The 23,988-nt window shown below is 31.5% G+C and carries 26 protein-coding genes; 3 read left to right on the top strand and 23 right to left on the bottom strand.

The features are described 5' to 3' along the window. From QVA17_RS09425 to QVA17_RS09390, 8 genes are all read right to left on the bottom strand, one after another. A partial coding sequence (locus QVA17_RS09425; RefSeq protein WP_287388351.1) for a hypothetical protein occupies window positions 1-230 on the bottom strand: 230 nt, incomplete at its 3' end. Window positions 231-520: 290 nt separating this feature from the next. Next, window positions 521-1,243 (bottom strand): tRNA threonylcarbamoyladenosine dehydratase, encoded by a 723-nt coding sequence (locus QVA17_RS09420; protein WP_287388348.1) that lies wholly within the window; start codon window positions 1,241-1,243, stop codon window positions 521-523. Then, window positions 1,243-2,079, bottom strand: a complete 837-nt coding sequence (locus QVA17_RS09415) for a metal ABC transporter permease (protein WP_287388346.1) — start codon at window positions 2,077-2,079, stop codon at window positions 1,243-1,245. The genes QVA17_RS09420 and QVA17_RS09415 overlap by 1 nt, the downstream gene beginning before the upstream one ends. Next, complete coding sequence (locus QVA17_RS09410; protein WP_287388343.1) at window positions 2,066-2,815, bottom strand: metal ABC transporter ATP-binding protein; 750 nt, start codon at window positions 2,813-2,815, stop codon at window positions 2,066-2,068. The genes QVA17_RS09415 and QVA17_RS09410 overlap by 14 nt, the downstream gene beginning before the upstream one ends. 38 nt (window positions 2,816-2,853) lie before the next feature. Further along, window positions 2,854-3,849, bottom strand: a complete 996-nt coding sequence (locus QVA17_RS09405; RefSeq protein WP_287388341.1) for a metal ABC transporter substrate-binding protein — start codon at window positions 3,847-3,849, stop codon at window positions 2,854-2,856. A gap of 15 nt (window positions 3,850-3,864) precedes the next feature. Next, window positions 3,865-4,362 carry a Fur family transcriptional regulator gene (locus QVA17_RS09400; RefSeq protein WP_287388338.1) on the bottom strand — a complete coding sequence of 166 codons (498 nt, stop codon included), beginning with the start codon at window positions 4,360-4,362 and terminating at the stop codon, window positions 3,865-3,867. Between the two features lie 280 nt (window positions 4,363-4,642). Beyond that, window positions 4,643-5,677: an aldose epimerase family protein gene (locus QVA17_RS09395; RefSeq protein WP_287388336.1), complete on the bottom strand. Its 1,035-nt coding sequence runs from the start codon at window positions 5,675-5,677 to the stop codon at window positions 4,643-4,645. Window positions 5,678-5,779: 102 nt separating this feature from the next. Continuing rightward, complete coding sequence (locus tag QVA17_RS09390; protein ID WP_027430297.1) at window positions 5,780-6,415, bottom strand: bifunctional 4-hydroxy-2-oxoglutarate aldolase/2-dehydro-3-deoxy-phosphogluconate aldolase; 636 nt, start codon at window positions 6,413-6,415, stop codon at window positions 5,780-5,782. A gap of 300 nt (window positions 6,416-6,715) precedes the next feature. On the opposite strand from QVA17_RS09390, the gene QVA17_RS09385 reads away from it, so the two are divergent. After that, window positions 6,716-8,227 carry a sodium/proline symporter gene (locus QVA17_RS09385; protein ID WP_287388333.1) on the top strand — a complete coding sequence of 504 codons (1,512 nt, stop codon included), beginning with the start codon at window positions 6,716-6,718 and terminating at the stop codon, window positions 8,225-8,227. 93 nt (window positions 8,228-8,320) lie between these two features. On the opposite strand, the gene QVA17_RS09380 is transcribed toward QVA17_RS09385, so the two are convergent. Further along, window positions 8,321-8,482, bottom strand: a complete 162-nt coding sequence (locus tag QVA17_RS09380) for a hypothetical protein (RefSeq protein ID WP_180364678.1) — start codon at window positions 8,480-8,482, stop codon at window positions 8,321-8,323. Window positions 8,483-8,642: 160 nt separating this feature from the next. After that, entirely contained in the window at window positions 8,643-9,776 is a 1,134-nt protein-coding gene (pdxR, locus tag QVA17_RS09375; RefSeq protein WP_287388327.1) for a MocR-like pyridoxine biosynthesis transcription factor PdxR, read from the bottom strand. Window positions 9,777-9,869: 93 nt separating this feature from the next. Here pdxR and QVA17_RS09370 point away from each other — a divergent pair, with 93 nt between their 5' ends. Continuing rightward, window positions 9,870-10,430, top strand: a complete 561-nt coding sequence (locus QVA17_RS09370; protein WP_287388324.1) for an ECF transporter S component — start codon at window positions 9,870-9,872, stop codon at window positions 10,428-10,430. 81 nt (window positions 10,431-10,511) lie between these two features. On the opposite strand, the gene thiE is transcribed toward QVA17_RS09370, so the two are convergent. The 12 genes from thiE to QVA17_RS09305 form a co-directional block, all read right to left on the bottom strand. After that, a complete protein-coding gene (thiE, locus tag QVA17_RS09365; protein WP_031557660.1) occupies window positions 10,512-11,150 on the bottom strand; it encodes a thiamine phosphate synthase in 639 nt (212 codons plus the stop codon). A 33-nt stretch (window positions 11,151-11,183) separates the two neighbouring features. Further along, window positions 11,184-11,546 carry a GNAT family N-acetyltransferase gene (locus QVA17_RS09360; RefSeq protein ID WP_287388321.1) on the bottom strand — a complete coding sequence of 121 codons (363 nt, stop codon included), beginning with the start codon at window positions 11,544-11,546 and terminating at the stop codon, window positions 11,184-11,186. 27 nt (window positions 11,547-11,573) lie between these two features. Next, window positions 11,574-12,281 (bottom strand): SdpI family protein, encoded by a 708-nt coding sequence (locus tag QVA17_RS09355; protein ID WP_287388320.1) that lies wholly within the window; start codon window positions 12,279-12,281, stop codon window positions 11,574-11,576. A gap of 4 nt (window positions 12,282-12,285) precedes the next feature. Beyond that, entirely contained in the window at window positions 12,286-12,567 is a 282-nt protein-coding gene (locus QVA17_RS09350; protein WP_287388318.1) for an autorepressor SdpR family transcription factor, read from the bottom strand. 171 nt (window positions 12,568-12,738) lie between these two features. Next, window positions 12,739-13,380 (bottom strand): putative bacteriocin export ABC transporter, encoded by a 642-nt coding sequence (locus tag QVA17_RS09345; protein WP_287388316.1) that lies wholly within the window; start codon window positions 13,378-13,380, stop codon window positions 12,739-12,741. A gap of 3 nt (window positions 13,381-13,383) precedes the next feature. Further along, window positions 13,384-15,375 carry a hypothetical protein gene (locus QVA17_RS09340; RefSeq protein ID WP_287388314.1) on the bottom strand — a complete coding sequence of 664 codons (1,992 nt, stop codon included), beginning with the start codon at window positions 15,373-15,375 and terminating at the stop codon, window positions 13,384-13,386. A 97-nt stretch (window positions 15,376-15,472) separates the two neighbouring features. Beyond that, window positions 15,473-16,801 carry a sensor histidine kinase gene (locus QVA17_RS09335; protein WP_287388312.1) on the bottom strand — a complete coding sequence of 443 codons (1,329 nt, stop codon included), beginning with the start codon at window positions 16,799-16,801 and terminating at the stop codon, window positions 15,473-15,475. Between the two features lie 10 nt (window positions 16,802-16,811). Next, window positions 16,812-17,510, bottom strand: a complete 699-nt coding sequence (locus QVA17_RS09330; protein ID WP_287388311.1) for a response regulator transcription factor — start codon at window positions 17,508-17,510, stop codon at window positions 16,812-16,814. 126 nt (window positions 17,511-17,636) lie between these two features. Further along, window positions 17,637-18,956: a Na+/H+ antiporter NhaC family protein gene (locus QVA17_RS09325; RefSeq protein WP_287388310.1), complete on the bottom strand. Its 1,320-nt coding sequence runs from the start codon at window positions 18,954-18,956 to the stop codon at window positions 17,637-17,639. Between the two features lie 207 nt (window positions 18,957-19,163). Then, window positions 19,164-20,447 carry an HD-GYP domain-containing protein gene (locus QVA17_RS09320; protein WP_287388307.1) on the bottom strand — a complete coding sequence of 428 codons (1,284 nt, stop codon included), beginning with the start codon at window positions 20,445-20,447 and terminating at the stop codon, window positions 19,164-19,166. Window positions 20,448-20,622: 175 nt separating this feature from the next. Then, the gene (locus QVA17_RS09315; RefSeq protein WP_330635186.1) at window positions 20,623-21,630 is read right to left on the bottom strand and encodes an aminotransferase class I/II-fold pyridoxal phosphate-dependent enzyme; all 1,008 of its coding nucleotides are present in this window, start codon (window positions 21,628-21,630) and stop codon (window positions 20,623-20,625) included. A gap of 74 nt (window positions 21,631-21,704) precedes the next feature. Then, window positions 21,705-22,472 carry a DUF1624 domain-containing protein gene (locus tag QVA17_RS09305; RefSeq protein WP_287388304.1) on the bottom strand — a complete coding sequence of 256 codons (768 nt, stop codon included), beginning with the start codon at window positions 22,470-22,472 and terminating at the stop codon, window positions 21,705-21,707. Between the two features lie 121 nt (window positions 22,473-22,593). On the opposite strand from QVA17_RS09305, the gene QVA17_RS09300 reads away from it, so the two are divergent. Next, entirely contained in the window at window positions 22,594-23,466 is an 873-nt protein-coding gene (locus QVA17_RS09300; protein ID WP_287388302.1) for a LysR family transcriptional regulator, read from the top strand. Between the two features lie 31 nt (window positions 23,467-23,497). On the opposite strand, the gene QVA17_RS09295 is transcribed toward QVA17_RS09300, so the two are convergent. Then, window positions 23,498-23,965, bottom strand: a complete 468-nt coding sequence (locus QVA17_RS09295) for a zinc-binding dehydrogenase (protein ID WP_287388352.1) — start codon at window positions 23,963-23,965, stop codon at window positions 23,498-23,500. Window positions 23,966-23,988: the final 23 nt, after the last annotated feature.

Raw genomic sequence — 23,988 nt, 5'->3', positions numbered from 1 at the left:
TAAGGACCCCAAATTTCATTATTATTATATACATTAGGTTCAAACCAAAAACCTGAGCCTAAAATTCCATCATAGGTACTTACAATCGATTTTAAAGACTGCTCTAAATCTTCTGCCGAAGCTGTTTGATATAAATTCTGTCCTGTTGCTGCTTCTGCATTAGCTGTTGAAAAAATGTCCATAAGGATAGTATTAATATTATAAGCTTCTCCATTTAAAGATGTTTCCATTAATTCCTCATTACTTTTAATTAATTCCGATCTTGCTAAATTAGCACTTACTATTGTAAGTATAATCATTGCCAAGATAATTGTTGGTATAAGAAGGCACAGTAATTTGGTACTAATGTGTTTAAACTTCATAGAAAAAAAACCCCTATTTCACATATATATTTTATTGTCATCACGTTTAATACAGTAAAGTAATTATACCATTCATTAATAAAATATACAATGAAACAAGGGGGCATGTTTTTTAACTTACACATTTATATGAAGTAAATCAAACATTCTAAATTTTGCTAGTTACAAAGATCTTTTACAACTTCAGAAGCCATAATTAAACCTGCAACCGAAGGCACAAATGCAATACTTCCAGCAACTGGTCTCTTTTTTGTCTCTTCATATTCCTTTTGTAAAAGGGCCTCATCTACTTCAGGCTTTATTGCCTCCTCTTTAGAATAAACCACCTTTAAATTCTTTATGCCTCGCTTCTTTAATTCGCGTCTCATAACCTTAGCAAGAGGACATACGGATGTTTTAAAAATATCTGCAACCTCAAACTTAGTAGGATCTAATTTATTACCAGCACCCATAGCACTAATTACAGGTACATCTACTCTCTTAGCTTCCTCAATAATTGATAGCTTAGCAGTTACAGTATCCACTGCATCCACCACGTAATCATACTGGCTAAAATCAAATTCATCTTTATTATCAGGTAAATAAAAACACTGTCTTGCAACCACTGTGCAATCAGGATTAATATCCTTAATTCTTTCCTTAAAGGCTTCTACCTTGCTTTGACCCACTGTCTTAGTTGTGGCAATAATCTGTCTGTTAATATTAGATTCACTAACCACGTCTTTATCAACGATTTCAATATAGCCTACTCCTGAACGAGCTAGGGCTTCTACAACATAGCCACCAACACCGCCAACGCCAAAGATAAGCACCTTTGCATTAGTTAGCTTTTCAAAGCCTGTGGCACCCACTAAATTCTTAGTTCTTTCAAATCTTCCCATTACTGTGCTCTCCCTACAAGCATTGCTAATAAGTAAACCACTAAATCAGCAGCAACAATTGTTGCACCTACTGGAGTTGATAGAAGGATTGATGCAAATATACCTACTAAGGCACAGATTACCGAAATAATAGCCGATGCAATTACAACTCCCTTAAACTGGTTAATTACTCTCATAGCTGAAAGCGCTGGGAAAATAATTAATGCTGAAATAAGAAGTGAACCTACTAAATTCATACCTATTACAATAACTACTGCAATTAAAACTGCAATTAAGAGATTGTAGAGGTCTGTTTTAGTGCCTGTTGCCTTTGCAAAATTTTCATCAAAAGTAACAGCAAAAATCTTATTATAAAAAACAACAAAGGTCAGTATTACAACAATTGATAATACTATACACATAACAACTTCTGACTTTTTTAGAGTTAAAATTGATGTAGAACCAAAAAGTGTTGTACATACATCCCCGGATATATTAGCTGAAGTTGAAAATACATTCATAAGTAAGTAACCAATCGCAAGGGATGAAACTGATAACATTGCAATGGCTGCATCTCCCTTTATCTTAGCATTCTGTCCTGTTCTAAGTAAAAGAATCGCAGCAATAATAGTCACTGGCAAAATCAATATATTATTATTAGATAATTTCATTACTGATGCCACTGCCATAGCTCCGAAAGCTACATGAGAAAGGCCATCACCAATAAAGGAATATCTCTTTAATACAAGTGTTACACCAAGAAGTGATGAACAAAGGGCAATTAAAACTCCTACGATAATTGCATATCTAACAAAAGAGAAATTTAGATAATAAATGAGTGTATTAATTAATTCCATTATCTTTCTCCTTTCCTTCATTCTCTATTCCGAAAGCGCAAAGTTCGCCATCGAATTCTTTTCTTGCTGTACTAGCCATATAATCTTTTGTCTTACCAAAGAACTTCTGTGTCTGGTTTACTAGTAGAATCTTGCTAGAATAACGAATAGCCGATGGCATATCATGGCTTACCATAATAATTGTAAGACCTTCGTCATTAAGTTGCTTAATAAGCTTATAGAAATCTTCTGTAACCTTAGGATCTAGACCTGTTACAGGTTCATCAAGTACAAGTAATTTTGAAGTTGCACATAAAGCTCTAGCAAGTAAAACTCTCTGCTTTTGTCCGCCTGAGAGGTTACGATAACATTTTTTCTTTAAATCCAAAATGTCCATTTTTTCCATAGCTCTTTGTGCAATCTTCTTTTCTGTTTTTGTATAAAATGGACGTAGTCCACTCTTTGATAAAAGTCCAGAAAGGACTATCTCCTCTACTGAGGCAGGAAAGTCCTTCTGAACGATAGTATGCTGTGGTAAATAGCCTATTTCATAAGGCATGAGGCCATCCATATAAGATAGTTCACCTGAAACTGGCTTTATAAGATGAAGCAAAGTCTTCATAAGAGTACTTTTACCTGCTCCATTCTCCCCAATAATACATAGATAATCTCCCTCATTCACAGTAAAATTAAGGTCTGTCGCTACTGCCCTACCTTCATATCCTACTGCTAATTTTTCAACCTTAATAATAGACATATTATACTTCCTTTCATGTCCTTATTATACAAAAAATATTAATTTAGAGCTTCCTTTAAAACTTCTAAATTGTCTTGCATAATAGAAATATATGTAATTCCATCCTTAACATCATCTGCTGTAACAGACTGCATAGAATTAAGTACTGCCTTAGTAGCTGATGTTTTTGACTGCTCTATTACTGTATCAGCAATCTTTCCATCAGAATTCTCAATTATAAGAACTTTGCTAAGTCCTAATTCCTTTAACTTTTCTGCTAAGAATGCAATTGTTTCAAAGCTTGCTTCTGTTTCTGCTGAACAACCAACAAAAGCAGCGTAATAATCCAAATTATAATCTTCAACTAAATATCTAAATGGAAATCTATCACCAAATAATAATGTCTTCTGACTTGCAATATCAATTACTGCTTGATACTGGGCATCAAGACTTGCTAATTGTGCCATATACATTGCGCTATTCTGTACATAAGTTTCTTGATTAGCTTCATCCATTTCAGAAATCTTATCTGTCAATTGAGAAACTATTGTTTGTGCATTCTTTAAAGATAACCAAACATGTTCATCGTATTCAACTTCATCCTCTTCGCTATCTTCTTCCTCAGCCTGCATTCCTTCTTTGATTTCTTCTTCAACCACTTCATCATCTAGGATTTCCATTAAGTTTACTGCTATCTGCTTCTTGTTTACCGCCTCAGATGTTGCATCTTCTGCCCATTCATCTGACTCTCCGCCAACATAAATAAACATATCTGCGTCAGATATTAATGCGATATCTGCTGTTGTTGGCTGGAAACTATGAATGTCAGTTCCCTGATCTAAAAGAAGTGTTACATTTACATTATCATTATCACCTACGATATTCTTAACCCAGTCATAAATTGGGAAAATTGTGCAAACGATTTCGTACTTAGCATCATCATTTGAAGATGACTGTAAATGTGAATTCTTCACACTGCCGCAAGCTACTAACGAACTAACTGCAAGTGTTAAAACTAAAGCTAATGTTACAATATTCTTAAAAATGGATTTCATGTCTTAACTCCCTTTCTATGAGTGACTAGCATGAACATGATGGTCACAGGTACAAATACCTGCTTTATGTTCTTGTTCATTATGGCAAGCATAGACGCCTTCTTTCTCAGCCTCTAACCTGCAATTTGAACAAACTCCCATTAAAACCGATTCTTTGCAATCGAGGCTAAATCCCATCTTATCACTAACATAGCTATATAAAATGTTCATTAGATCTTCCTCTAGATGTATAACATGACCACAAATCTTACATTGTAAGTGGAGATGTTTACAACAAGAATCCCCCTTCTCAGTGTATGAATAAAAGGCGCATCCATCTGAGACATTCTTAGATTTTAATAGTTCTCCCTTTTCACTCATCTTATCTAAGTTTCTATAAATTGTTGCTAAGTTAACGTTATTACCGTTATCCTTTAAAAATTGGTAAACTTCTGCAGCTGTTACCCTTTCATCACAATGATTCTTAAAATAATCCAAGATACAATCTCTTGCTTTTGTTTTATATTCTTTCATATTCTATTCCTCATTAGATCAAGCTTACGCTTGTAATCCTTTATGTTATAATATACGACTGTGTTTTATCGACGCAAATAATATTATAATACATAAAAAATAATTTGCAAACCTTTTGCATTTTAACACCGAGCATTTTTATTGTCAATAATTTTTGCGAATAATTTGCATATTGTAGTGATTTTACATCACTACCCAACGCCCGCTCATTGGCGAAGCCAATTTTAATGCGGGCTTTCCACACATGTTGCAATTTTACATCACTACAAATAACAAGGCGCTACTTTACTTCAACCTCGTATACAGTCTCTTCTCTATACTCTTCCCCGGCCCTTAAAACCACTGATGGGAAGTTCTCATGATTAATAGCATCTGGATAACCCTGACATTCTAGGGCCACGCCTGCTCTATCTATATAGTTAACATTTTCCTTAGCAGGACGACTACCAGAGAGATAGTTTCCTGTGTAGACCTGAAGTCCCGGCTGTGTTGTTGAAATAGTTAGCTTTATTCCGCTTTCCTTGCTTTCTAATACGCAAGCTTTATTAAGTTCATGCAAATTACCATTTATGCACCAGTTTCTATCTAAACCTTTAGCCCACTTAATCTGATCGTAATCTGAGTTGACATTCTTTCCTATTTCAGTAGCTTCTCTGAAATCCATAGGAGTGTTAGCTACTGGAAGGATTCTTCCATCTGGGATTGTCTTTTCATTTGCCCAAACAAAATTATCGGCATTGATTGTTAGTAAATGTTTCTCAATAGTGCCTGCGGCATGACCATTTAAATTAAAATAGGCATGATTAGTTAAATTCACAATTGTGTCCTTAGATGTATGTCCTAAATATTCAAGCTTAAGGCCTGTGCTTGTAAGAGAATATTTCACATCTAAGCTTAGTTCACCGGGATAGTTTTCCTCCATATCAGGACTTGTAATATGAAATGTTACGCTATCCTCAGTGTGCTCCTTAATATCCCAAGCCTTCTTTCCAAAGCCCACCTTTCCACCGTGGCTAGAATTTCCGGCATTATTCTTATATAAATGATAAGTTTCACCATTTAGCTTAAAGCTGGCGTTAGAAATTCTGTTAGTACATCTACCAACGATGCAGCCAAAGCACTTATCCTGTAAAATGTAGTCTTCTAATGTATCAAAACCTAAGACAATATCTAATTTATTCCCCTTATTATCTACTGTCTCGAAACTATTTAATATTGCGCCGTAGCTTATAAGCTTGGCCTTAAAATGTTCATTCTTAATCTCTACTAAAAATACTTCTTTGCCATCTGGCATAAATCCAAAATTAGTAATCATAATAAAACCTCCAAAATAAAAAACCAATCGCAAGTGTAATTATACACTAGCGACTGGTTTGATTTATACATATTTAATGTTCTATTACGACAAAAATACTAATTAACGTACGCTTGCAGCGATTGCCTTAGCTTCAGCTGTCATTTCCTTAATCTTATCGAATTCGCCAGCCTTGATTAAGTCGCCCTTAACCATCCAAGAACCACCACAGCAGAAGATCTTATCGCATTCAAGATATTCTGTAATGTTCTTAGCGTTGATACCACCTGTAGGCATAATTCTTACGTTAGTGTAAGCTGCTGTCATAGCCTTGATCATCTTAAGTCCACCTGCTGCTTCAGCTGGGAAGAACTTAACTCTTGTAAGACCTCTCTTAACTGCCTGAGCAAGCTCAGAAGGAGTAACGATACCTGGGCAAACAGGGATCTTCTTCTCTAAACAGTAATCAACGATTTCTGGATCAAAACCTGGAGCAACGATCATTTCTGCACCTGCTGCTACAGCTCTATCTACCTGCTCTGTTGTAAGAACAGTACCAGCGATAAGTAACATCTCTGGGTAAGCCTTCTTGATTTCTCTGATTGATTCTTCAGCTGCTGCTGTACGGAATGTAACTTCAGCACATGGGATACCACCTTCAACTAATGCCTTAGCAAGAGGTACTGCATCCTTTACATCATTTAATACTACGACTGGAATAACACCAAGTTCTTCCATCTTCTCACAAATATCTGCCATTATTATATTATCCTCCTTTAATTATAATTATAGGCTTTAGGTATTATAGCATACTTTCATCCAAGGTAAAACGTATTTTTTTCAATACTTTAGTTAAATACAATATTAATTTATTGACTTTGGCTTATTAGCACGTTACTATGACATAGTGAAACTTTACTCATTTGGCATAATTTACCCTTTGTGATAACATTATTCTTCCGTAGATTATGCACTTGCTTTTGATATAAATTTTAATATCAATAAGTAAAGTTACATTATATATACATTATTTAAATTTAAGAAGGGAGACTTATACTTATGACAGCACAAGTATGTTTGATAATTACAATTGCCCTCTATCTTGTAATGATGATTGTAGTTGGAATTATTTTCTCAAAAGGTAACGAAGACACTGGCGATTTCTACTTAGGTGGTAGAAAGTTAGGCCCCTTTGTAACTGCCATGAGCGCCGAGGCCTCTGATATGAGTAGCTGGTTACTAATGGGTATCCCAGGACTTGCATATATTTCAGGTCTTGCAGATCCATTTTGGACAATCCTTGGTTTAGCCCTAGGTACTTATCTTAACTGGCTCTTTGTAGCAAAGAAAGTACGAAAGCAAACTGAAATTCTTGGAGCAATTACAGTTCCTGAGTATTTCTCAAAGCGTTTTGGAGATAAGAAAAATATCTTAACTTGTATTTCAGCTTTAATTATTGTTGTTTTCTTTATTCCATATACAGCATCAGGTTTTGCCGCATGCGGTAAGCTTTTTAATACATTATTTGGCGTAAACTATTTACTCGCCATGGTTGTTAGTGCAATTATTATTGCGCTTTACTGTACAATGGGTGGCTTTAAGGCCGTTTGTACTACAGACCTTATTCAGAGTATCTGTATGACAATTGCCCTATTTATTGTTATTTTATTTGGTATTAATCAGGCCGGTGGTCTTGATGCAGTAATTGATAATGCTAAGGACTTACCAGGTTTCTTTAGTATTACATCTGTTCATGATGCTACTACTAACAGCGCCTCACCTTATTCAGCAATCACTGCAATTTCAATGCTTGCTTGGGGTCTTGGTTACTTTGGTATGCCACATATCCTTATTAGATTTATGGCTATTGGAGATGTTAATAAGATTAAAACTTCAAGAAGAGTTGCTAGCGTGTGGGTAGTTATTTCCATGGCAGTAGCACTTCTTATTGGTATTGTAGGTCTAGGAATGAGTGCAACAGGCGTTATTCCTACATTTAATAATACAGCCGACTCAGAAAGAGTTATTATTCATATTGCAAATTTAATGAGTAGTTATGGTTTATTCCCAGCAATTATTGCAGGTCTTATCCTTGCAGGTATTCTTGCTGCTACAATGTCCACAGCTGACTCACAGCTTTTAGCCTCTGCTTCAGCTATTTCTTCAGATTTAATTCAAACATTCTTTGGAAAAAAATTATCTGACGAAGTCTCAGTAAAGGTTGCTAAGATTACTGTAGTTTTAATTTCTGTAGTTGCTATCTTTATTGCAAGAGATCCTAATAGTTCTGTATTTTCAATTGTTTCCTTTGCATGGGCAGGTTTTGGTGCGGCCTTTGGACCAGTAGTTTTACTTGCACTTTTCTGGAAACGTTCAACTAAGGAAGGAGCACTTGCTGGTATGATTACAGGCGCAATTGTTGTATTCCTTTGGAAATATGTTATTAGTGGACTTGGTGGTGCATTTGCAATTTACGAATTATTACCAGCATTTATTATTGCTTTAATTGTGAATGTAATCGTGAGCCTTTGCACTAAGGCTCCTACAGATGTGGTTAAGAAGCTATCTTAAATTAGATATTATATATTGTAAAAAATAGACATTTTAATTTTGTAAAAAAAGGACATAAGAATCAAAATAATTGATTCCTATGTCCTTTTCATTCTAGTCTTCAACATCGTCATCTAAATGACTAAATGGATTATAGCTCTTATCGTTTCTGTCCTCATCTGGAGCATCATCTAATTTAGCATACTTAAAGAGTTTCTCGATTTCATCAAGATCTTCATCCTTCTTATTCTTAAAAATTTCATCCATTGGATTCATAAACTTACCGCCTTTCCCTAAAATATATCTGAAAACGCTTTTTCTATATTTAAATAGTAAAGCATATAATAACAGATTTTAATTTCAATGTAAAATTGCTTCAGTATCATCACCAGGTGTCTTTTTTACGTGATTACCAACTATTTCCGATACATCTTTATTATAATTCATTTCTCTTTTTTCTTCTAACTCTATTTATATGTCTTTCGAATTCTCCATTTTTTAATAATTCCATAATTAAGTATTGCTCAAAAATAGGTACTGTACATGAATAAAAGCCTAATTTTTTCTTAAATTCTTCAATCAAATTATTAGGTAATATCATATATCCTATACGCATAGACGGTGCAATTGTTCGTGAAAATGTATTTATATAAATTACATTTACATCATTTGCCATGGAAAATAAGGGTTCTTCTAGTTTTCTTGAAACTGTTAATTCTGAATCAAAATTATCTTCTATAATTATCCCATCTCTTTTTCTCGCCCAGTTTAAATACTCATTTTTCTTAGAAATATCAGCTGTTACACCCGATGGAAAACTATTAAAAGGTGTTACATGTAATAATTTAGCCTTTGTCATCTCCAACTTATCCGATGATATTCCATTATCCGATAAATCAAGCATATCACAAACCAAACCAAAAGATTCATATACCTGTTGTATCTTATTATATGATGGATTTTCTATTGCTACATATTTTTGATGTCCTAAAAACTGCGCAATTAAGCCATAAAAATATTCTGCTCCAGAACCAATTATAACTTGCTTTGCTTGTATATATATTCCTCTGCTTCTTGCCAAATAAAAACATATTTCATTTCTAAGCTCTATGCATCCATAATTAGGTGATTTTATTAGAAGCTTATCACCATAATCAAGCAAGATTTTTCTTATTGTTTTATTTAATACAGAAATTGGAAAATCTCCCTTCTTTTCTTCATTTTCCATATCTTTTCCAAAATCTGTATCATTAAAAATCTCACTATTACTTTTATCTTTAATAATCTTTGTAGTTTCTTTTCTTTTGGTCTGATTACTAATAAAATCTTCATCCTTAAAAATAACAAAGACACCACTTCTTTCCTTTGATTTTGTATAGCCTTCTTCATTAAGAAGAGTTATTGCATGTTCTACTGTAATTACGCTAGTTTCTGTATCTGCAGCAATTATCCTCTTAGATGGTAACTTGCTGCCATAGGGATAAACTCCATCAACTATACATTTTACAAGCCCCTCGTATAACTGAATATATGCTGGTTTTTCCAAATTAAAATCTATTTTTATATTCATCTGGTTATATTAAAAACTCCTTTTTTGGTTATTTCTATATGCTCAGTTTAATGGTAACCTTTCAGAAACAAAAAGTAAAGGAGTTAAAGGAAAATGACTACAAATACTAGAAATACAACTAAGATAACAACTATTAGAATTACAATGACCGCACTTTTTATGGCTCTAAATATTATTATGTCTTCCTTTGGTCTACCAGTACCTGGAGGACATGTTTATCTATGTGATGCTGTAATTTGCCTTGCTGCTTTAATACTAAATCCTGTTGAAGCTTTTATTGTTGGTGGTGTAGGTTCCTTCTTTGGAGATATGATTTTCTATCCCCTAACAATGTTTGTTTCTTTAGTAACTCACGGTTTACAGGCATTCGTTATTTCATTAATTGCACACCACACACTTAAAAACAAGCCTAAGCTTGCTTCAGCTATTGCTGTTATTGTTGGTGGCCTTGTTATGGTTCTTGGCTACACACTTGGTAAGGCCTTTATTTATAGTACTAAGGAATATGCAATTATTACTATGCCTTATGAAATTACACAGACATATCTTGGTGCAATTCTTTCAATGTTACTTGCCTATAGATATAAGATTAAAAATCTTTGTCTAAAGCTTATGAACAGTAACATTAAAAATCATGTAGAAATTACAAATTAAGAAAAAGCTTGTTAGAGCAGGAAAAACCTATTCCTAATCTAGCAAGCTTTTTAATTTTATATCATCCCAAAAGACTATTATTTACTTTATCATATCCTCTGAAAGCTTTCTTAACTCCTCACATTCAGCCTTTATATCATCGGCTGCAAATATTGCACTAACTAAAGCAACTCCGTCTACTCCTGTGCCCTTTAGCTTAGATATATTATCCTTTTTTATACCACCAATTGCTACAACTGGCACAGATACTGCCTTGCAGATATCAGATACAACACTTAAGTCAAGCACACTAGCATCCTTTTTAGTTGATGTTGAAAATATAGCGCCTACCCCTAAACAATCTGCGCCATTTTTAACAGCTTCAACCGCTTCTTTAACAGAATGAGCTGAAACTCCAATCATCATCTTGTCTCCCACAAGTTCTCTTACTCTTCCTGCTGCCATATCATCTTGTCCAACATGAATTCCATCAGCTCCACATTTAATCGCAACTTCCACATTGTCATTTATAAAAAAAGGAACCTTGTATTTATTACACAAAGCTTTAATCTTAATAGCTTCCTTTAAAAATTCCTCGTCTGATAAATTCTTTTCTCTTAACTGAAGGCAAGTAATTCCACCTTTAAGGGCTTCCTCTACCTGTTCATAAAGACTTTGTTTACCTGTCCAGGCTCTGTCTGTAACTGCATAGAGCAGCATATTTTTCTTATCGCACTTCATATTTAGCTCCTTCTTCCTCTTTTTCTAGTTACTTTACTTTCTATGTTTAGGAATAGCGCATGCCTCATTTCCTGTCATTTCCAAAGCCTTTCTAGCTTCATCCTCTGGATCAATTAAGCAGTCACTGTATTCCTTATTCTTATTAAACCACTTTACTGCATAAGAACAAGTAAGTTCTGCCTTAGCCTTTCTTTTCCTTAGTTCCTTAACTAACAATTCCATTAATATTCCTGCAACTCCCTGTCCTCTTAAAGAAGGATCAACAACTGTATGTGTAACTTCAACCTTTCCTTCTTCAAACTCAGGAAAATCAACATAAGCGATTATATTATCATTCTCATCTTTTAAATATATTTTTTCCTTTGAAATTATAAAATCATTAACATTAACTGACATAAAAACCTCCTTTATATTACTTTACATTTATTGTTTTGTTCTTTCTTCATCATATACTTTTTTAGAATATATCATAATTGCTATAACTGCCACTAATATATAAGCAAGCATTAGAAAAACTCCAACAATTGATTGCTTTATAAATACGGCTGTAACAATAATTAAAAGTCCGCTAATCATAAGTGCATAGGCGCCAAATCTATTAGATTTTCTCCAAGTTCTGTCATTATACATACTATAAGAAGTTCTTATTCCCACGTATTTATTCATCTTTGCCTTAGTCATAAAGTTAGCTAATACAATTAATAGTACTCCCGTTCCAATTATTTCAATTTTAGTACTATCCACTGACATTGTTGTAGCATCCGTATTTATTAAGTTAATAGCTTTATAAAGGCCAAAAGCTTCCATGAAAATAAAAAAGAGCGTTTGACATAATCCCACAATATCTAGCACCTTAGCATTAGCCTCTAGAGATTTAATTTCCTTTTCTTCACTAGTCTTTCTTGCCTTTCTTTCAAAATACATTGAAAATGCTATCCAAAAAATCCCCATTACAATAATTATAATTGGGAAAATGAAATTCTCATATTTACTTCCCCATCTATCCACAACTCCATTTAAATCATAATGCATAGGCATCTTTTCAGGTAAAAAGCTCATTAACACAGCCATTACTACTAAATTAACAAGCGCTAATACACACATAATTTTTCTAATTACATTATTCTTCATAATCTTACTCTCCTTTAAATTGACTAATCCACATAACTAACTCTTGAAAAACTGTTGCGTTAATTTCATAATAAATAAAATTTTTCTCCTTATATTCCATAACTAAATCTGCTTCCTTTAGAAGTTTCAAATGATACGAAAGAGCTGCCGGGCTAACGCCTAACTTTTGAGCAATTTCCCCTGCATTAAGTCTCTCATCCTTAAGCATAACTAATATATCCCTTCTTTGTTTATCAGATAATACTTTAAAAATATTTGCCTTAGCCGTATGATCACCTTCCTTCATATTGTTTAAACTTTATAAATAGCTATTTAAAATTTATTTTAATTACATCTTAAGATTAACACTTTAATTTTCTTATGTCAAAGCTATTTAAAAATTATTTTAAATTATCTATAAAAAAACAGAGGCAATCTCTTGCCTCTGCTTCCTAAATTCCGCCTTTAAGGGCTTCCTCTATCTTAAATCAATTTTTCTTTTACACATATTTGCAACTTCATTATCATGTGTAACTATTATAATTGTCTTACCTGTTTTATTAAATTTTATTAATTCCTCCATTATCAAGTCTCTATTATTTTTATCAAGTGATCCAGTTGGTTCATCTGCAAGTATTATCGGTGTATCTTTTATCATTAACCTAATTAAAGCTACTCGTTGTTGCTCTCCACCACTTAGTTGATAAACCTTCTTTTTTAGACTATTCTCCAATCCAAATTTTTGTAAATAAAACAAAACCTCATCATTTTTTTCTTTATTTTTCATTTTCTTATAACTGAATGCCAGTTTTATATTCCATTCTACTGTTTCATCTTCCACTAAACCATAATTTTGAAATAAATACCCAATATAATTTCTTCTAATCATCATAGCTTCTCTTGAATCAATATTTTTTATTTGTTTTCCATTTATTAAATATTCACCATCTGATGGATTAATTATTAAACCTAATATATTCAGCAAAGTAGTCTTTCCTCTTCCACTTTCACCAACAATTGCAATCATATCTCCACTCATAACAGATAAATTTACTCCTGATAATACCTCATTATTGTCATATTTTTTTGATATTCCTTTTAATAATAAAATCTCATCCATTAATCATTCCCCTTTCATTATACCTGATATAGACTTGATTATTTCCTTGTTAAAAATCATTATTATAAATATTAGATCAGCTACTATTCCTATAATTATTGCAGATATATTTTGTTTTAAACCAAGCAAAAAAAACATTATTATAAACAACAGCAAATCATAAGTTAACTGCGATTGAAGAATTTTAAAATTAGAAAACCCCATTAAATATTTAATTGCGTATTTTTTACGATTTATCATTATCTCTAAATAGCAAGAAAAATACGCTATTAATATTAGTGTTGCAATAAATAAGATTACAAATATTATTGCTTGATTTACAATAAACTCATAATATCTTATATCATCTGATAAAGGCGTTAATAAAGTTGCTGATGACAGCATTTCATTTAATGAATATTTAACTAACATTTTCTGATATTCTGATCTATCAGGTAATTTAAATGATAGTTTTCCTTTAGCTAATTCTTCTAAATACCAAGTGCCTGCTAAATTACAATCATCTACGTATATAATAGAATTAGTTATTTTCTGATTAGATTCAATTATATATTCATCCAAAATAGGTATATTCTGGTTATTATCAATAAATATAATATTAATATCGCTTATTTCAACTTCGCTTTCGTTTTTATAATAAACATCATAATTGTAAAGCTCTGAATATTTTTTCTTACAATAATCAATAACTTCATAATCATTCTTATATTTTTTAGGAATCAATATAGTTTTATCCGGTAATTCATCTATACATACTCCATTTTCATCTTTTAGTTGCATAAAGGTTTTATAATACTTATTATTAACTACTACATAATTATCTTGATATGAATTTAATAAATCGTTAAAACTAATATTATATAAATTGTAATATGCATCTGTAGAATACGTTGTTATATTGGCATCTATTAACAAGGCTAGTTCTTCATTTTCTTCATACATTTTCTTCATATCATCAGATATTTTATTTATCTCTTCTTTTTTGGAAAAACACTTATCATATTCCTGAGCATTATAACCATTAGATGTAAAATACGTATTTAATTGTCTATACTTATTAATATTGTTTAAAGTTTCATTATAATTATCTAATTGAATACTTAATGATGTGATTGATAACGTAATTGCAACTAACAAAATTATCTTTGTAAAATTCATTACTAAAGACCAAACAGGTCTAAAAGTTTTATTTTTTATCATATCACTTATATCTATAAACCTTATACTAATTTGAGTTAACATTAATTGTATAACTGTTATTAAAACAACAATAGCAATAAAAAATAATAACAAAACCACATAATTAAAACTAAATTTTTTTATAACACATATATAAGTTACATTTAATAACAAAATAACAATAGCTGATAATATTTCTAACTTCAGAAATTCATATAAAGAATCTTTTACCATCCTAAAAGCACTAAATCCATTTAACTTTTTTATTGCATTTATTTTTATACGAGTACATGTATATATAAAAAGTATAACTTGAGTTATTACCAATAAAATTGTAAAATTAATGCCATTATTCTTTAAAATTTGAATATAATCTATTTGCTTTTCTCCATATGCTTTTATCTCCAATTCTAATTCCTCAGAAATTTTATTCATATCGTTATGATTTAAATCTGTATAAAATACACCAATAGAATCAACAAAATCATCTTTTGATAACTCTGCATAAGTTATTTTTTTATCTTTATTAATTGGGACTTTTTTTGAAATTTTAAGATTATTAGAATATAGCACTCTATATTCTTGAATTGAATTATTAGATACTGGCTCTTTAACAATTTCTATTTCAGCATTATATTCAACCAAACTGTTATAAATACGCTCTAAATTATTGCCAGTAACATCATCTATATAATATGCATTTAAATTACTATTTGTCATATTATTTAATATATAAACATCATAAAAAGATTTGCTAAATATAAAAGAATATACAAATAGCTGGCCAATAATAAATAAAAGCATAAATTTTTTCATAAATAACTACCCCCTTGTGAAATGCTCTTACCCTTTCTAAATAATAGCAATAGCTTATAACAAGGGGATAATTTTTTCCTAACTTTAAACTAACTTTTTATCTCAAAGGCAATAATATACACACTTTCATACCTTTTTTTGCTTTCTCAAATTCAACTTTACCATTATGTAATTCAATAATTTTTTTTACAACTATAGTCCCCCAACCATGTAAACTTGAGTTATTGCCTTCCCTATTGTTTAATACAATTAATTCTTTAGTATCTACTCCTATTCCATCATCAACAAATACAATTTTTATTTCCTCTTCTTGCTTCTCTATAACAATATTAATAAAACATTTATATTCGTTATGTACAAGACTATTCAATAAAATATTCGTAAAAGCTCTTTTTAACAAATGCTCATCTGCTTCCATATATAATTCATCTGATTTAGCATTAGATTCTAGTTGAATAGTATAATCATTATCATCATACATATTCATAATATCTGCCACGCACTCTCTTATAATTTGATCTAGTTTTGTCCTTTCCTTTTTTATAATTATATTGTTAATATCAAGATTATTTAATAGTGATAAATCATCTATCAAGTATTTAATTTTAAATGATTGATTCTGTATAGTTTTAATTTTCATATTTACGATTTTATTAGAATCTAATTCTTTTAATTCTTCACATTTTCCTATTATAACTGCTAAAGGAGTTCTAACATCATGAGTTATACCTGACATCCAATCTTTTTTTATCTTTTCGTTTTCCTGAATTTTTTTCTTCTGCATGTCTATATTTTTTGATACAATATTTAACGCTTTCGATATATCTTTTAAGTCTCCGCTTTCTTCTAAAATAACTTGTTCACCATTTGATAAACTCATTATACCATCTGTTATTTTCTTGATTTTTGTAATAATTTTTTTAGCAAACAATAATGATAATAAAACAGTTATAATTATATTATTAATAATGGCAGTTATAATACATGCAAGCATAGTATTTTTACTGATTTTCAAATTCTTTTTCCAATATAATTCCCCATCATTTCCTAAAATTGTAAGTCCATTTGGTATTTGTATAATATCAACTGAATAACCTGATAAATACCATTTCGATGCACTTGCTATATCTGATACTGTATACGTCTTATTTAATTCATCTGGTAAATCATTCGAATATAGTATTTCACCATTTTCATTTAAAACCATATACCACTTAAAGTTTTTGTCACAATATTCATCAACATATTCATTTACTATGCAGACATTGTCTTTTATTTCTATTCCATTTATAAATTTATCAACCGTTATATTTTGTGTTTGAGTTAAAAAATCTAGCACCAATTCCAAACTTATCATATTTATTAACATCAAAACACTTACAACAATAACAATTGCTTTTATATATTTTTTTATAATCTCCCTCATTTTTTCCTCACTAATTAACTATAAGTTTATACCCTATTCCTTTAATTGTTTTTAAATATTTAGGCTCTGACGGGTTTTCCTCTATCTTATTTCTAATTCTGCGTATATGCATTATCAAGCTTTGTTCATTTCCACTTATATCCTCTCCCCATATAGCATCAGCTATTGCATCTTTTGTTAACACTCTATTTTTATTCTCATATAGTTTACTTAAAATTTCTCTCTCCATAGCTGTCAGATTTACACTTTTATCATTATTTATTACAACATTTTGTGAAAAATCGATTATTACGTCACCCAAAATACAATTCTCTGTTTCCTGTAACTTAATTTTATAACTTCTTCTTAATATTGCATTTATTCTAAACACTAATTCTTTCATAATGAATGGCTTAGTTATATAATCATCTGCACCTAGTCCTAAACCAATTAATTTATCAACATCTTCATCCTTTGCAGTTAAAAATATAACTGGTATATCTGAAGAGCTTCTGACATATTTTAATAATTCATATCCATCTCCATCAGGTAACATAATATCTAAAACAAGTATATGTGGTTTTTCTTTTAAAAATGTTTTTTTGGCTTCTTCTAATGTAGAAGTTTTAAAAATACGATAAAACCCTTCTTGTTTTAAACCATTCTCTATATGATTTAATATTTCACTCTCATCATCTAATAATAATATTTTATACTCCCTTATATTCATATAATCCTCCCTTTGTTTATATTTTATAATTAAATTCACTTCTTTTAAAGTCTTTAAATCAAAAAATAAAAGCCCTAAAGACTAGAATTTATCTAATCTTTAGGACTATAAGCCTATTATTATAATTTAATTATTCTTCTTTCTATCAAACACAATTGAAATTATTACAAATAAACATAATACAAATGGATAAATCAAATATGGTATAAAATTAAAACTTGGAATTCCTGCAATACTTGATGCCACAAGTAACTGTGCGCCATAAGGAATAATCCCCTGCATGATACATGAGCTTACATCAAGTAAAGAAGCTACCTTCTTTGGCTCAACACCATATTCATCACCAATTTCCTTAGCAATAGGTGCAGCAACTACTATAGCTACTGTGTTATTAGCTGTAGCAATATCCATAAATGCTGTTAAAGAAAAAATACCAAACATTCCGCCCACTCTGCTTTTAGCCCTTTTTCTAATAAATGCTAAAATAGCCTCAAAACCACCATTATTACGAATAAGAGATGTGATTGAAGCCACTAGGATTGTAACAATCATAGTCTCAAACATTCCTGAAATACCAGTTCCAATTGAAGAAAGTGCTGTTGCATAAACTAGACTTCCTGTTACCACACCTGCAAGCACAAAACTTAAGATACCAATAGTTAACACAATAAATACATTTATACCAACAATTGATAATACCAATACAAGGAAATAAGGAAGTGCCTGCCAAATATTAAAATCAAAGTTTCCAATTGTCTCGCCCTTATTCATAAAGGAATAGATAACCAAAATCACAAATGTAATAACAGCTGCTGGAAGGGATACTTTAATATTAGTTCTAAACTTATCCTTCATTGCCACACCCTGAGTTTTAGTAGCAGCAATTGTTGTATCTGAAATAAAGGATAGATTATCCCCAAACATTGAACCACCTACAACTGCGCCCACACATAATGGTAAAGATAAGCCACCATTAGAAGAAATTGCCACAGCAATTGGTACAAGAACTGTAATTGAACCTACACTAGTTCCCATAGCCATTGAAATAAGGCAAGCAATAAAGAAAAGTCCAGGAACTTCAAAACCCTTTGGAATAATATTAAGTAACATATTCGCTGTACTTGTTGCTCCACCTGCTGCGGATGCAATGCCGCTAAAGGCACCTGCTAATATGAAAATGAATAACATAATCACAATGTTATCATCTCCAATTCCAGTTGCACAAAGATGTATTTTCTCATCAAAGCTTAGTTTTCTATTCTGTATAAAAGCAAAAATTAAAGATATACTAAAGGCCAAAACCACAGATACAACATAGAAACCCATCTGACCTTCAACTGGGCTAATATATTCAAAAAAGATACCATTACCTAAATATAAAACTAAAAAAATAGCTATTGGAATTAATGCCCATCCATTAGCCTTTATTTTACAATCATTTTCCATTTTAATTACTCCTTAAATGTGTTTTGTCTAAAAAAATGCTTTTCTATTTTACATAAATAGTAACATTTTCTCAAGCACAAAAAATCTGACCAACAAAGATAGTATTTACTTTATAAGTTTATCTTACAAAGTGACTATACCTTTGCGGTCAGGTTTTATAATAGCTATTATTTTGTATAAAATTTACCTATTGTCCTTATTAATGTACTAGTAATTTTCTACATCTAGTTTGTCGTTCTTTATTAATTCGAGTACTACATCTGCAATATTAGGATCAAATTGTTTACCCTTATTACTCTCAATTTGTCTGATTATTTCTTCTTTATCTAATCGTTTTCTATAAACTCTATCTGAATTCATGGCATCATAAGCATCTGCAAGACATATTATTCTTGCAATATATGGAATTTCATCACCAACTAAACCTACAGGATAACCTAAGCCATCATAACGTTCATGATGAAATAATGCACCAAGTTCTACATTTTCAAGACTCTTAAATTGCTTTAAAATCTCGCCACCCATAATTGTATGGGCCTTAATTATTTCAAACTCTTCTTCTGTTAACTTACTAGGTTTATCTAAAATGTTATCTGGCACACCAATTTTCCCACAATCATGAAGAAGCGCAATATAATAAATATGCTCTAATTCTTCACCTGAAAACCCCAATTCCTTGGCTATAATTTTTGTATAATTGGCCACTCTTTTAGAATGACCATTAGTATAAGGATCTTTTGCATCTATAAATCTTGTAAATGTCTCAATGGATTCCTCTATTATTCGATTATCTCTTTTGTGTTGTTCTTCATATTTACTTATTTGTAAATAAATAACAATATAAACCGTTAAAGTCACACACCATAATAAAAAACCAACAAAAGAAATCCAAAACATAGGATCCGCAACTATTATCCTATGAAACTTATATTGAATTTCTAAACTTGAATCTATAATTTCATCATCCATAGGAATATACATAATAATACCAGGCGTTGTTGCCTCATGGCTTTCTATTGGCATTTCCTTAGCATTTAGACTTGAACTTGGATAATAGACCAAACTATCTCCAGCCTCTAATACGATTAAATCGTCTCCGTCAACATTTACTGTATTAAATTCATATAGACTTTTATCAAATTCTCGCATATCAGGAACAGTTGCTACGTATTCTGTGCCATTAATATTTTGATGAATTTCAAGAGCTCCATTCCATGCAGATGATATATATACTTCTTGATCAAAATACAAAGCAAAATTAAATTCTGAAACCCTATCATTAGTATTATTCATAATTGTAAAATCATAAGTATAGGCCTTATAATTATTTTCCGTTATACCTTCATTATTAAAATCAAAAATCTTTCCCCAAGTACTAGCTCTTGGTAAGGTCTGAATAACAAGATATTTCCCTACAACCTTCGTATTAAGATATTCACTTGCACTATATTTTTCTACATGAACTTCTTTATTATAAATTTTAGTTTTCACTATAGTCGTAATTAAAAGCGTTATCAAAAAAATTAGTACTATAACAAAAATCAGTAATACCTTTTTAAAATGTAATTTTTCCACTTTGTTTATTACTCCAATAAAAATATTATCCTGATACATTTATAATATATCAGAAAATTTTTTTATTTCCTATAGTAAATTTTTCACATCTTTATAGACTATCTATCGCCTTTTTAAGTCTTGAAAGGCCATCTTGTAAATTAGCTTTTGTACAAGCCACATTCATTCTGAGAAAATCCTTTCCACAATCACCATATACTGTACCTGAAGATAAATAAAGTCCTGTTTCTTTTCTAATAATTGCTGCATGAGCTGCAAATGGAATATAATCCTTTCCTGGCATAGTTAAATCACAGTGAATCTCATCAGATATAATTGTAACACCATGCTTTTTTGCCAATTCACCAATCTTTGCTAATTCCTCTTTTGACCAAATCTTACTTACAGGATTATGAGGATTACAAAGTATCATAAGACTTGCTTGAGGATCAGACATTTTCTCTTCTAGATCATCAAAATCAATGCTATAAATACCATCTTCGTAATGAAGTGGACTTTCTAAAACCTGACAGCCATTATTTAATATGCTATTAAAAAATATATTATATACTGGAGTCTGAATTATAACTTTTTCATTAGGAGTTGTTAATTTACGTACAGTTGATGAAATTGCTGGAATTACGCCAGTACAAAACATTAACCACTCACGATTCATTTCAAATCCATGTCTATTCTTCCACCAATTAATATATGCATCATACCATTCGTCATTGACATCAGTATAGCCAAATACACCTTCTTTGGCACGTTTAATCAATGCATCAATTATCTCTGGTGCAGTTTGAAAATCCATATCTGCAACCCACATAGGAAGTTCATTATCAGCCACATCCCATTTAATAGAATCTGTACCACGTCTATTTACTATTTCATCAGCTTTAATAGTTCCGCTAATTGGGTTAAATACACTATCAATCTTAGTTGTTATTTGGGCATCTACATTTTCAACAAACTCAAATGCTAAACTAGTATTAATAAGCTTACAATTCTTTAAAGTAAGATTATCTATATAACAAAATCCCTGTAAACTCTCAATTGTACAATTTACAAATGTTAAATTCCTCCAAACAAACCATAATTTCTTTGTTATGTTAATCAATCCTATAATAGGATAAGACTTAAAGTTAACTTTAAGTCAACCTTTAAAATCTGAAAATTATATAAACCTCTTGATCAAAAAATAATAGTTAATATTCCCATACATATGGGTTGATGAATAATATAGAAAAACAAACTGTGTTTACCAATAAAATCTAATATTGGTACTTTAATTGTTGCAGTCTTTAAAAATTCTTCTCTTTCAAAAAAGCCTCTATCATTTAAAACTCGATTAAAAGCATAACCAGCTACAAAAAGGAAAAACCAAGGCATTATAGGGAAATAGTCTGCTGATACAAAGCCTTCCTTTAAAAATCCAACGGGTACTAAAAACTGATGCTCATACAAGTAATCTGGCATCTTAATTAACCTTAGCCTATGAAGTCCCACATGTCTTGCTGGTATTGAAAATGTAAATAGATACATAAATAAAGCAACTAGAAAAACTCCAACAGACGGCAATTTATCTAGCCACTTAGATAGGGGAATAAGAATAAGCATAGAAGCACCTAATAAAAATAGCACGCCATAATAAATTGCAATATCTGGTCCAAGGCTAGCTGTCACAAGAGTTATCAAAACACCAAAGAAGCTAACAATCAAGCCCCTCTTTAACTTGTGATTAGTATTAAAATTCCAAACAAAACCAGATAAGAAGATAAAGGATATGCAAATGTACTGCTCCCATATATATACATTTTTATTAAATATCCAATTACCCTCTCCACTAAATAATACAAAATAGTCGTAGCAAAAATGATAGGCTATCATATTAAGAACTACAAAGCCTCTATAGGCATCTAGCAAATGAAATCTCTGTCTTGTCTTTTCCATAAAATCCATCTTATTTCTCCTTCCTGTTTTATATTAAAGCCTTGACCTGATTTTCGCAAATGAATATAATAAATATCATGATATTTATTTTTGGAATAACATATAAACGGTAAGCTTTATGGAGGGTTTCATGGAAATAAAAAATCTCAGATACTTTCTTGCAGTTGCCAGGGAAGAAAACATGTCAAAAGCTGCCAAGCAGCTTCATGTATCACAACCTACTCTTTCAAAGACATTAAAAGCACTAGAGGAAGAACTTGGAAAAAAACTGTTTGTCAGACACAGCTTCAGTATTTCACTTACTGATGAAGGTATGCTTCTTCGTGACCGCGCCCAGGATCTTGTGGCTATGTCAGATAAAATCGAACAGGAATTTAACTCCTTAGATGATATAACAGGTGGGGATATATATTTTGGACTAGCAGAAAGCTATCAGATCAGATACCTTGCCAGAGAAATTTATAAACTAAAAGAAAAATACCCTAATCTCACTTATCATATAACTAGCGGTGACACTGAGCAAGTTACTGAAAAGCTTGATAAGGGTATTTTAGACTTTGCCGTACTATGCGAAACACCTGACAGTAATAAATATGAATATATAAAATTTCCGGAAGCTGATGTTTGGGGAGCAATCATTTCTTCATCTCATTACCTTGCCAAGAAAAAGGTCATCCATGTCTCTGACTTGATAGGGCAGCCTCTATTTGTCTCAGAGCAGAGTTGGAATAATGAAATCAAAGCATGGGCCAAAGACAAATATCCAGAACTTAAGCTTGAGGGATCCTTTAGACTTTCCTACAATGGCTCTGTTTTTGCAAAAGAAAATCTTGGAATTCTTCTCACATTTAAGAATCTGATAAATACTGAGGGAACTGACATAGTATTCAGACCTCTTTCACCAGAGCTGAAGTCAGAACTATATCTCATATGGAATAAATATCAGACCTTTACTCCTATTGCTGAAAAGTTTCTAGAGCAGATAAAAAAGACTTTCAAGTAATTGTAAATTTCTTTTGTTGGAACATGTTGTTTCATGGCATGCTTATGATTGTCTTTCCCTTTGATCTTCCTGCAGCTACTTTTTGCAGTGCGCTGTTCACCTCGTCAAGGGAGAACACCTCATCAACAGATGCTTCGATGTGTAGCTCTGCGAATATGTCAGAGATTCTCTCCAAGCCCGCGCCATCTTCATGTACAAAGATGAAGTAGTAACTCTGATTCTTCTTTGCAGCCATCTGGTCATATTTTCGGCCAGCAAGTTTTAACAGCCCCCTTTTGAATGCAGGCATTCCTGCGCGGACGGCAAACTCTCCGTTTGGCATTCCGCGAAGAGATACCAGCTTGCCTCCATTTTTGAGAATGCCAAACTCCTTTGGAAGTTCCCGATCACCCAGTGTATCAAGAACATAATCTACGTCAGACAGCACCTGTACTGGTAAACTAAATTGGTAACATGATGTTCGATAATATATAATATAATCATCATGAAGGAGGAACATCATGTCAGTACATTATAGTGAGG

The sequence above is a fragment of the Lachnospira sp. genome, assembly GCF_016290755.1.
Lineage (GTDB): Bacteria > Bacillota > Clostridia > Lachnospirales > Lachnospiraceae > Lachnospira > Lachnospira multipara.
Note: the sequence above shows the minus strand (reverse complement) of the source record. Positions and strands in the feature narration are given on the sequence as shown.

Excerpts from the sequence above, each read along its gene's own strand:
- QVA17_RS09410 (WP_287388343.1), bottom strand. The coding sequence starts at position 2,815 with ATGTCTATTATTAAGGTTGAAAAATTAGCAGTAGGATATGAAGGTAGG.
- QVA17_RS09405 (WP_287388341.1), bottom strand. The coding sequence starts at position 3,849 with ATGAAATCCATTTTTAAGAATATTGTAACATTAGCTTTAGTTTTAACA.
- QVA17_RS09335 (WP_287388312.1), bottom strand. The coding sequence starts at position 16,801 with ATGAGGGAGATTATAAAAAAATATATAAAAGCAATTGTTATTGTTGTA.
- pdxR (WP_287388327.1), bottom strand. The coding sequence starts at position 9,776 with ATGAATATAAAAATAGATTTTAATTTGGAAAAACCAGCATATATTCAG.
- QVA17_RS09370 (WP_287388324.1), top strand. The coding sequence starts at position 9,870 with ATGACTACAAATACTAGAAATACAACTAAGATAACAACTATTAGAATT.
- QVA17_RS09345 (WP_287388316.1), bottom strand. The coding sequence starts at position 13,380 with ATGGATGAGATTTTATTATTAAAAGGAATATCAAAAAAATATGACAAT.
- QVA17_RS09355 (WP_287388320.1), bottom strand. The coding sequence starts at position 12,281 with ATGAAGAATAATGTAATTAGAAAAATTATGTGTGTATTAGCGCTTGTT.
- thiE (WP_031557660.1), bottom strand. The coding sequence starts at position 11,150 with ATGAAGTGCGATAAGAAAAATATGCTGCTCTATGCAGTTACAGACAGA.
- QVA17_RS09380 (WP_180364678.1), bottom strand. The coding sequence starts at position 8,482 with ATGAATCCAATGGATGAAATTTTTAAGAATAAGAAGGATGAAGATCTT.
- QVA17_RS09395 (WP_287388336.1), bottom strand. The coding sequence starts at position 5,677 with ATGATTACTAATTTTGGATTTATGCCAGATGGCAAAGAAGTATTTTTA.
- QVA17_RS09305 (WP_287388304.1), bottom strand. The coding sequence starts at position 22,472 with ATGGATTTTATGGAAAAGACAAGACAGAGATTTCATTTGCTAGATGCC.
- QVA17_RS09300 (WP_287388302.1), top strand. The coding sequence starts at position 22,594 with ATGGAAATAAAAAATCTCAGATACTTTCTTGCAGTTGCCAGGGAAGAA.
- QVA17_RS09325 (WP_287388310.1), bottom strand. The coding sequence starts at position 18,956 with ATGGAAAATGATTGTAAAATAAAGGCTAATGGATGGGCATTAATTCCA.
- QVA17_RS09295 (WP_287388352.1), bottom strand. The coding sequence starts at position 23,965 with ATGTTCCTCCTTCATGATGATTATATTATATATTATCGAACATCATGT.
- QVA17_RS09390 (WP_027430297.1), bottom strand. The coding sequence starts at position 6,415 with ATGGCAGATATTTGTGAGAAGATGGAAGAACTTGGTGTTATTCCAGTC.
- QVA17_RS09420 (WP_287388348.1), bottom strand. The coding sequence starts at position 1,243 with ATGGGAAGATTTGAAAGAACTAAGAATTTAGTGGGTGCCACAGGCTTT.
- QVA17_RS09330 (WP_287388311.1), bottom strand. The coding sequence starts at position 17,510 with ATGAATATAAGGGAGTATAAAATATTATTATTAGATGATGAGAGTGAA.
- QVA17_RS09360 (WP_287388321.1), bottom strand. The coding sequence starts at position 11,546 with ATGTCAGTTAATGTTAATGATTTTATAATTTCAAAGGAAAAAATATAT.
- QVA17_RS09415 (WP_287388346.1), bottom strand. The coding sequence starts at position 2,079 with ATGGAATTAATTAATACACTCATTTATTATCTAAATTTCTCTTTTGTT.
- QVA17_RS09385 (WP_287388333.1), top strand. The coding sequence starts at position 6,716 with ATGACAGCACAAGTATGTTTGATAATTACAATTGCCCTCTATCTTGTA.
- QVA17_RS09340 (WP_287388314.1), bottom strand. The coding sequence starts at position 15,375 with ATGAAAAAATTTATGCTTTTATTTATTATTGGCCAGCTATTTGTATAT.
- QVA17_RS09350 (WP_287388318.1), bottom strand. The coding sequence starts at position 12,567 with ATGAAGGAAGGTGATCATACGGCTAAGGCAAATATTTTTAAAGTATTA.
- QVA17_RS09400 (WP_287388338.1), bottom strand. The coding sequence starts at position 4,362 with ATGAAAGAATATAAAACAAAAGCAAGAGATTGTATCTTGGATTATTTT.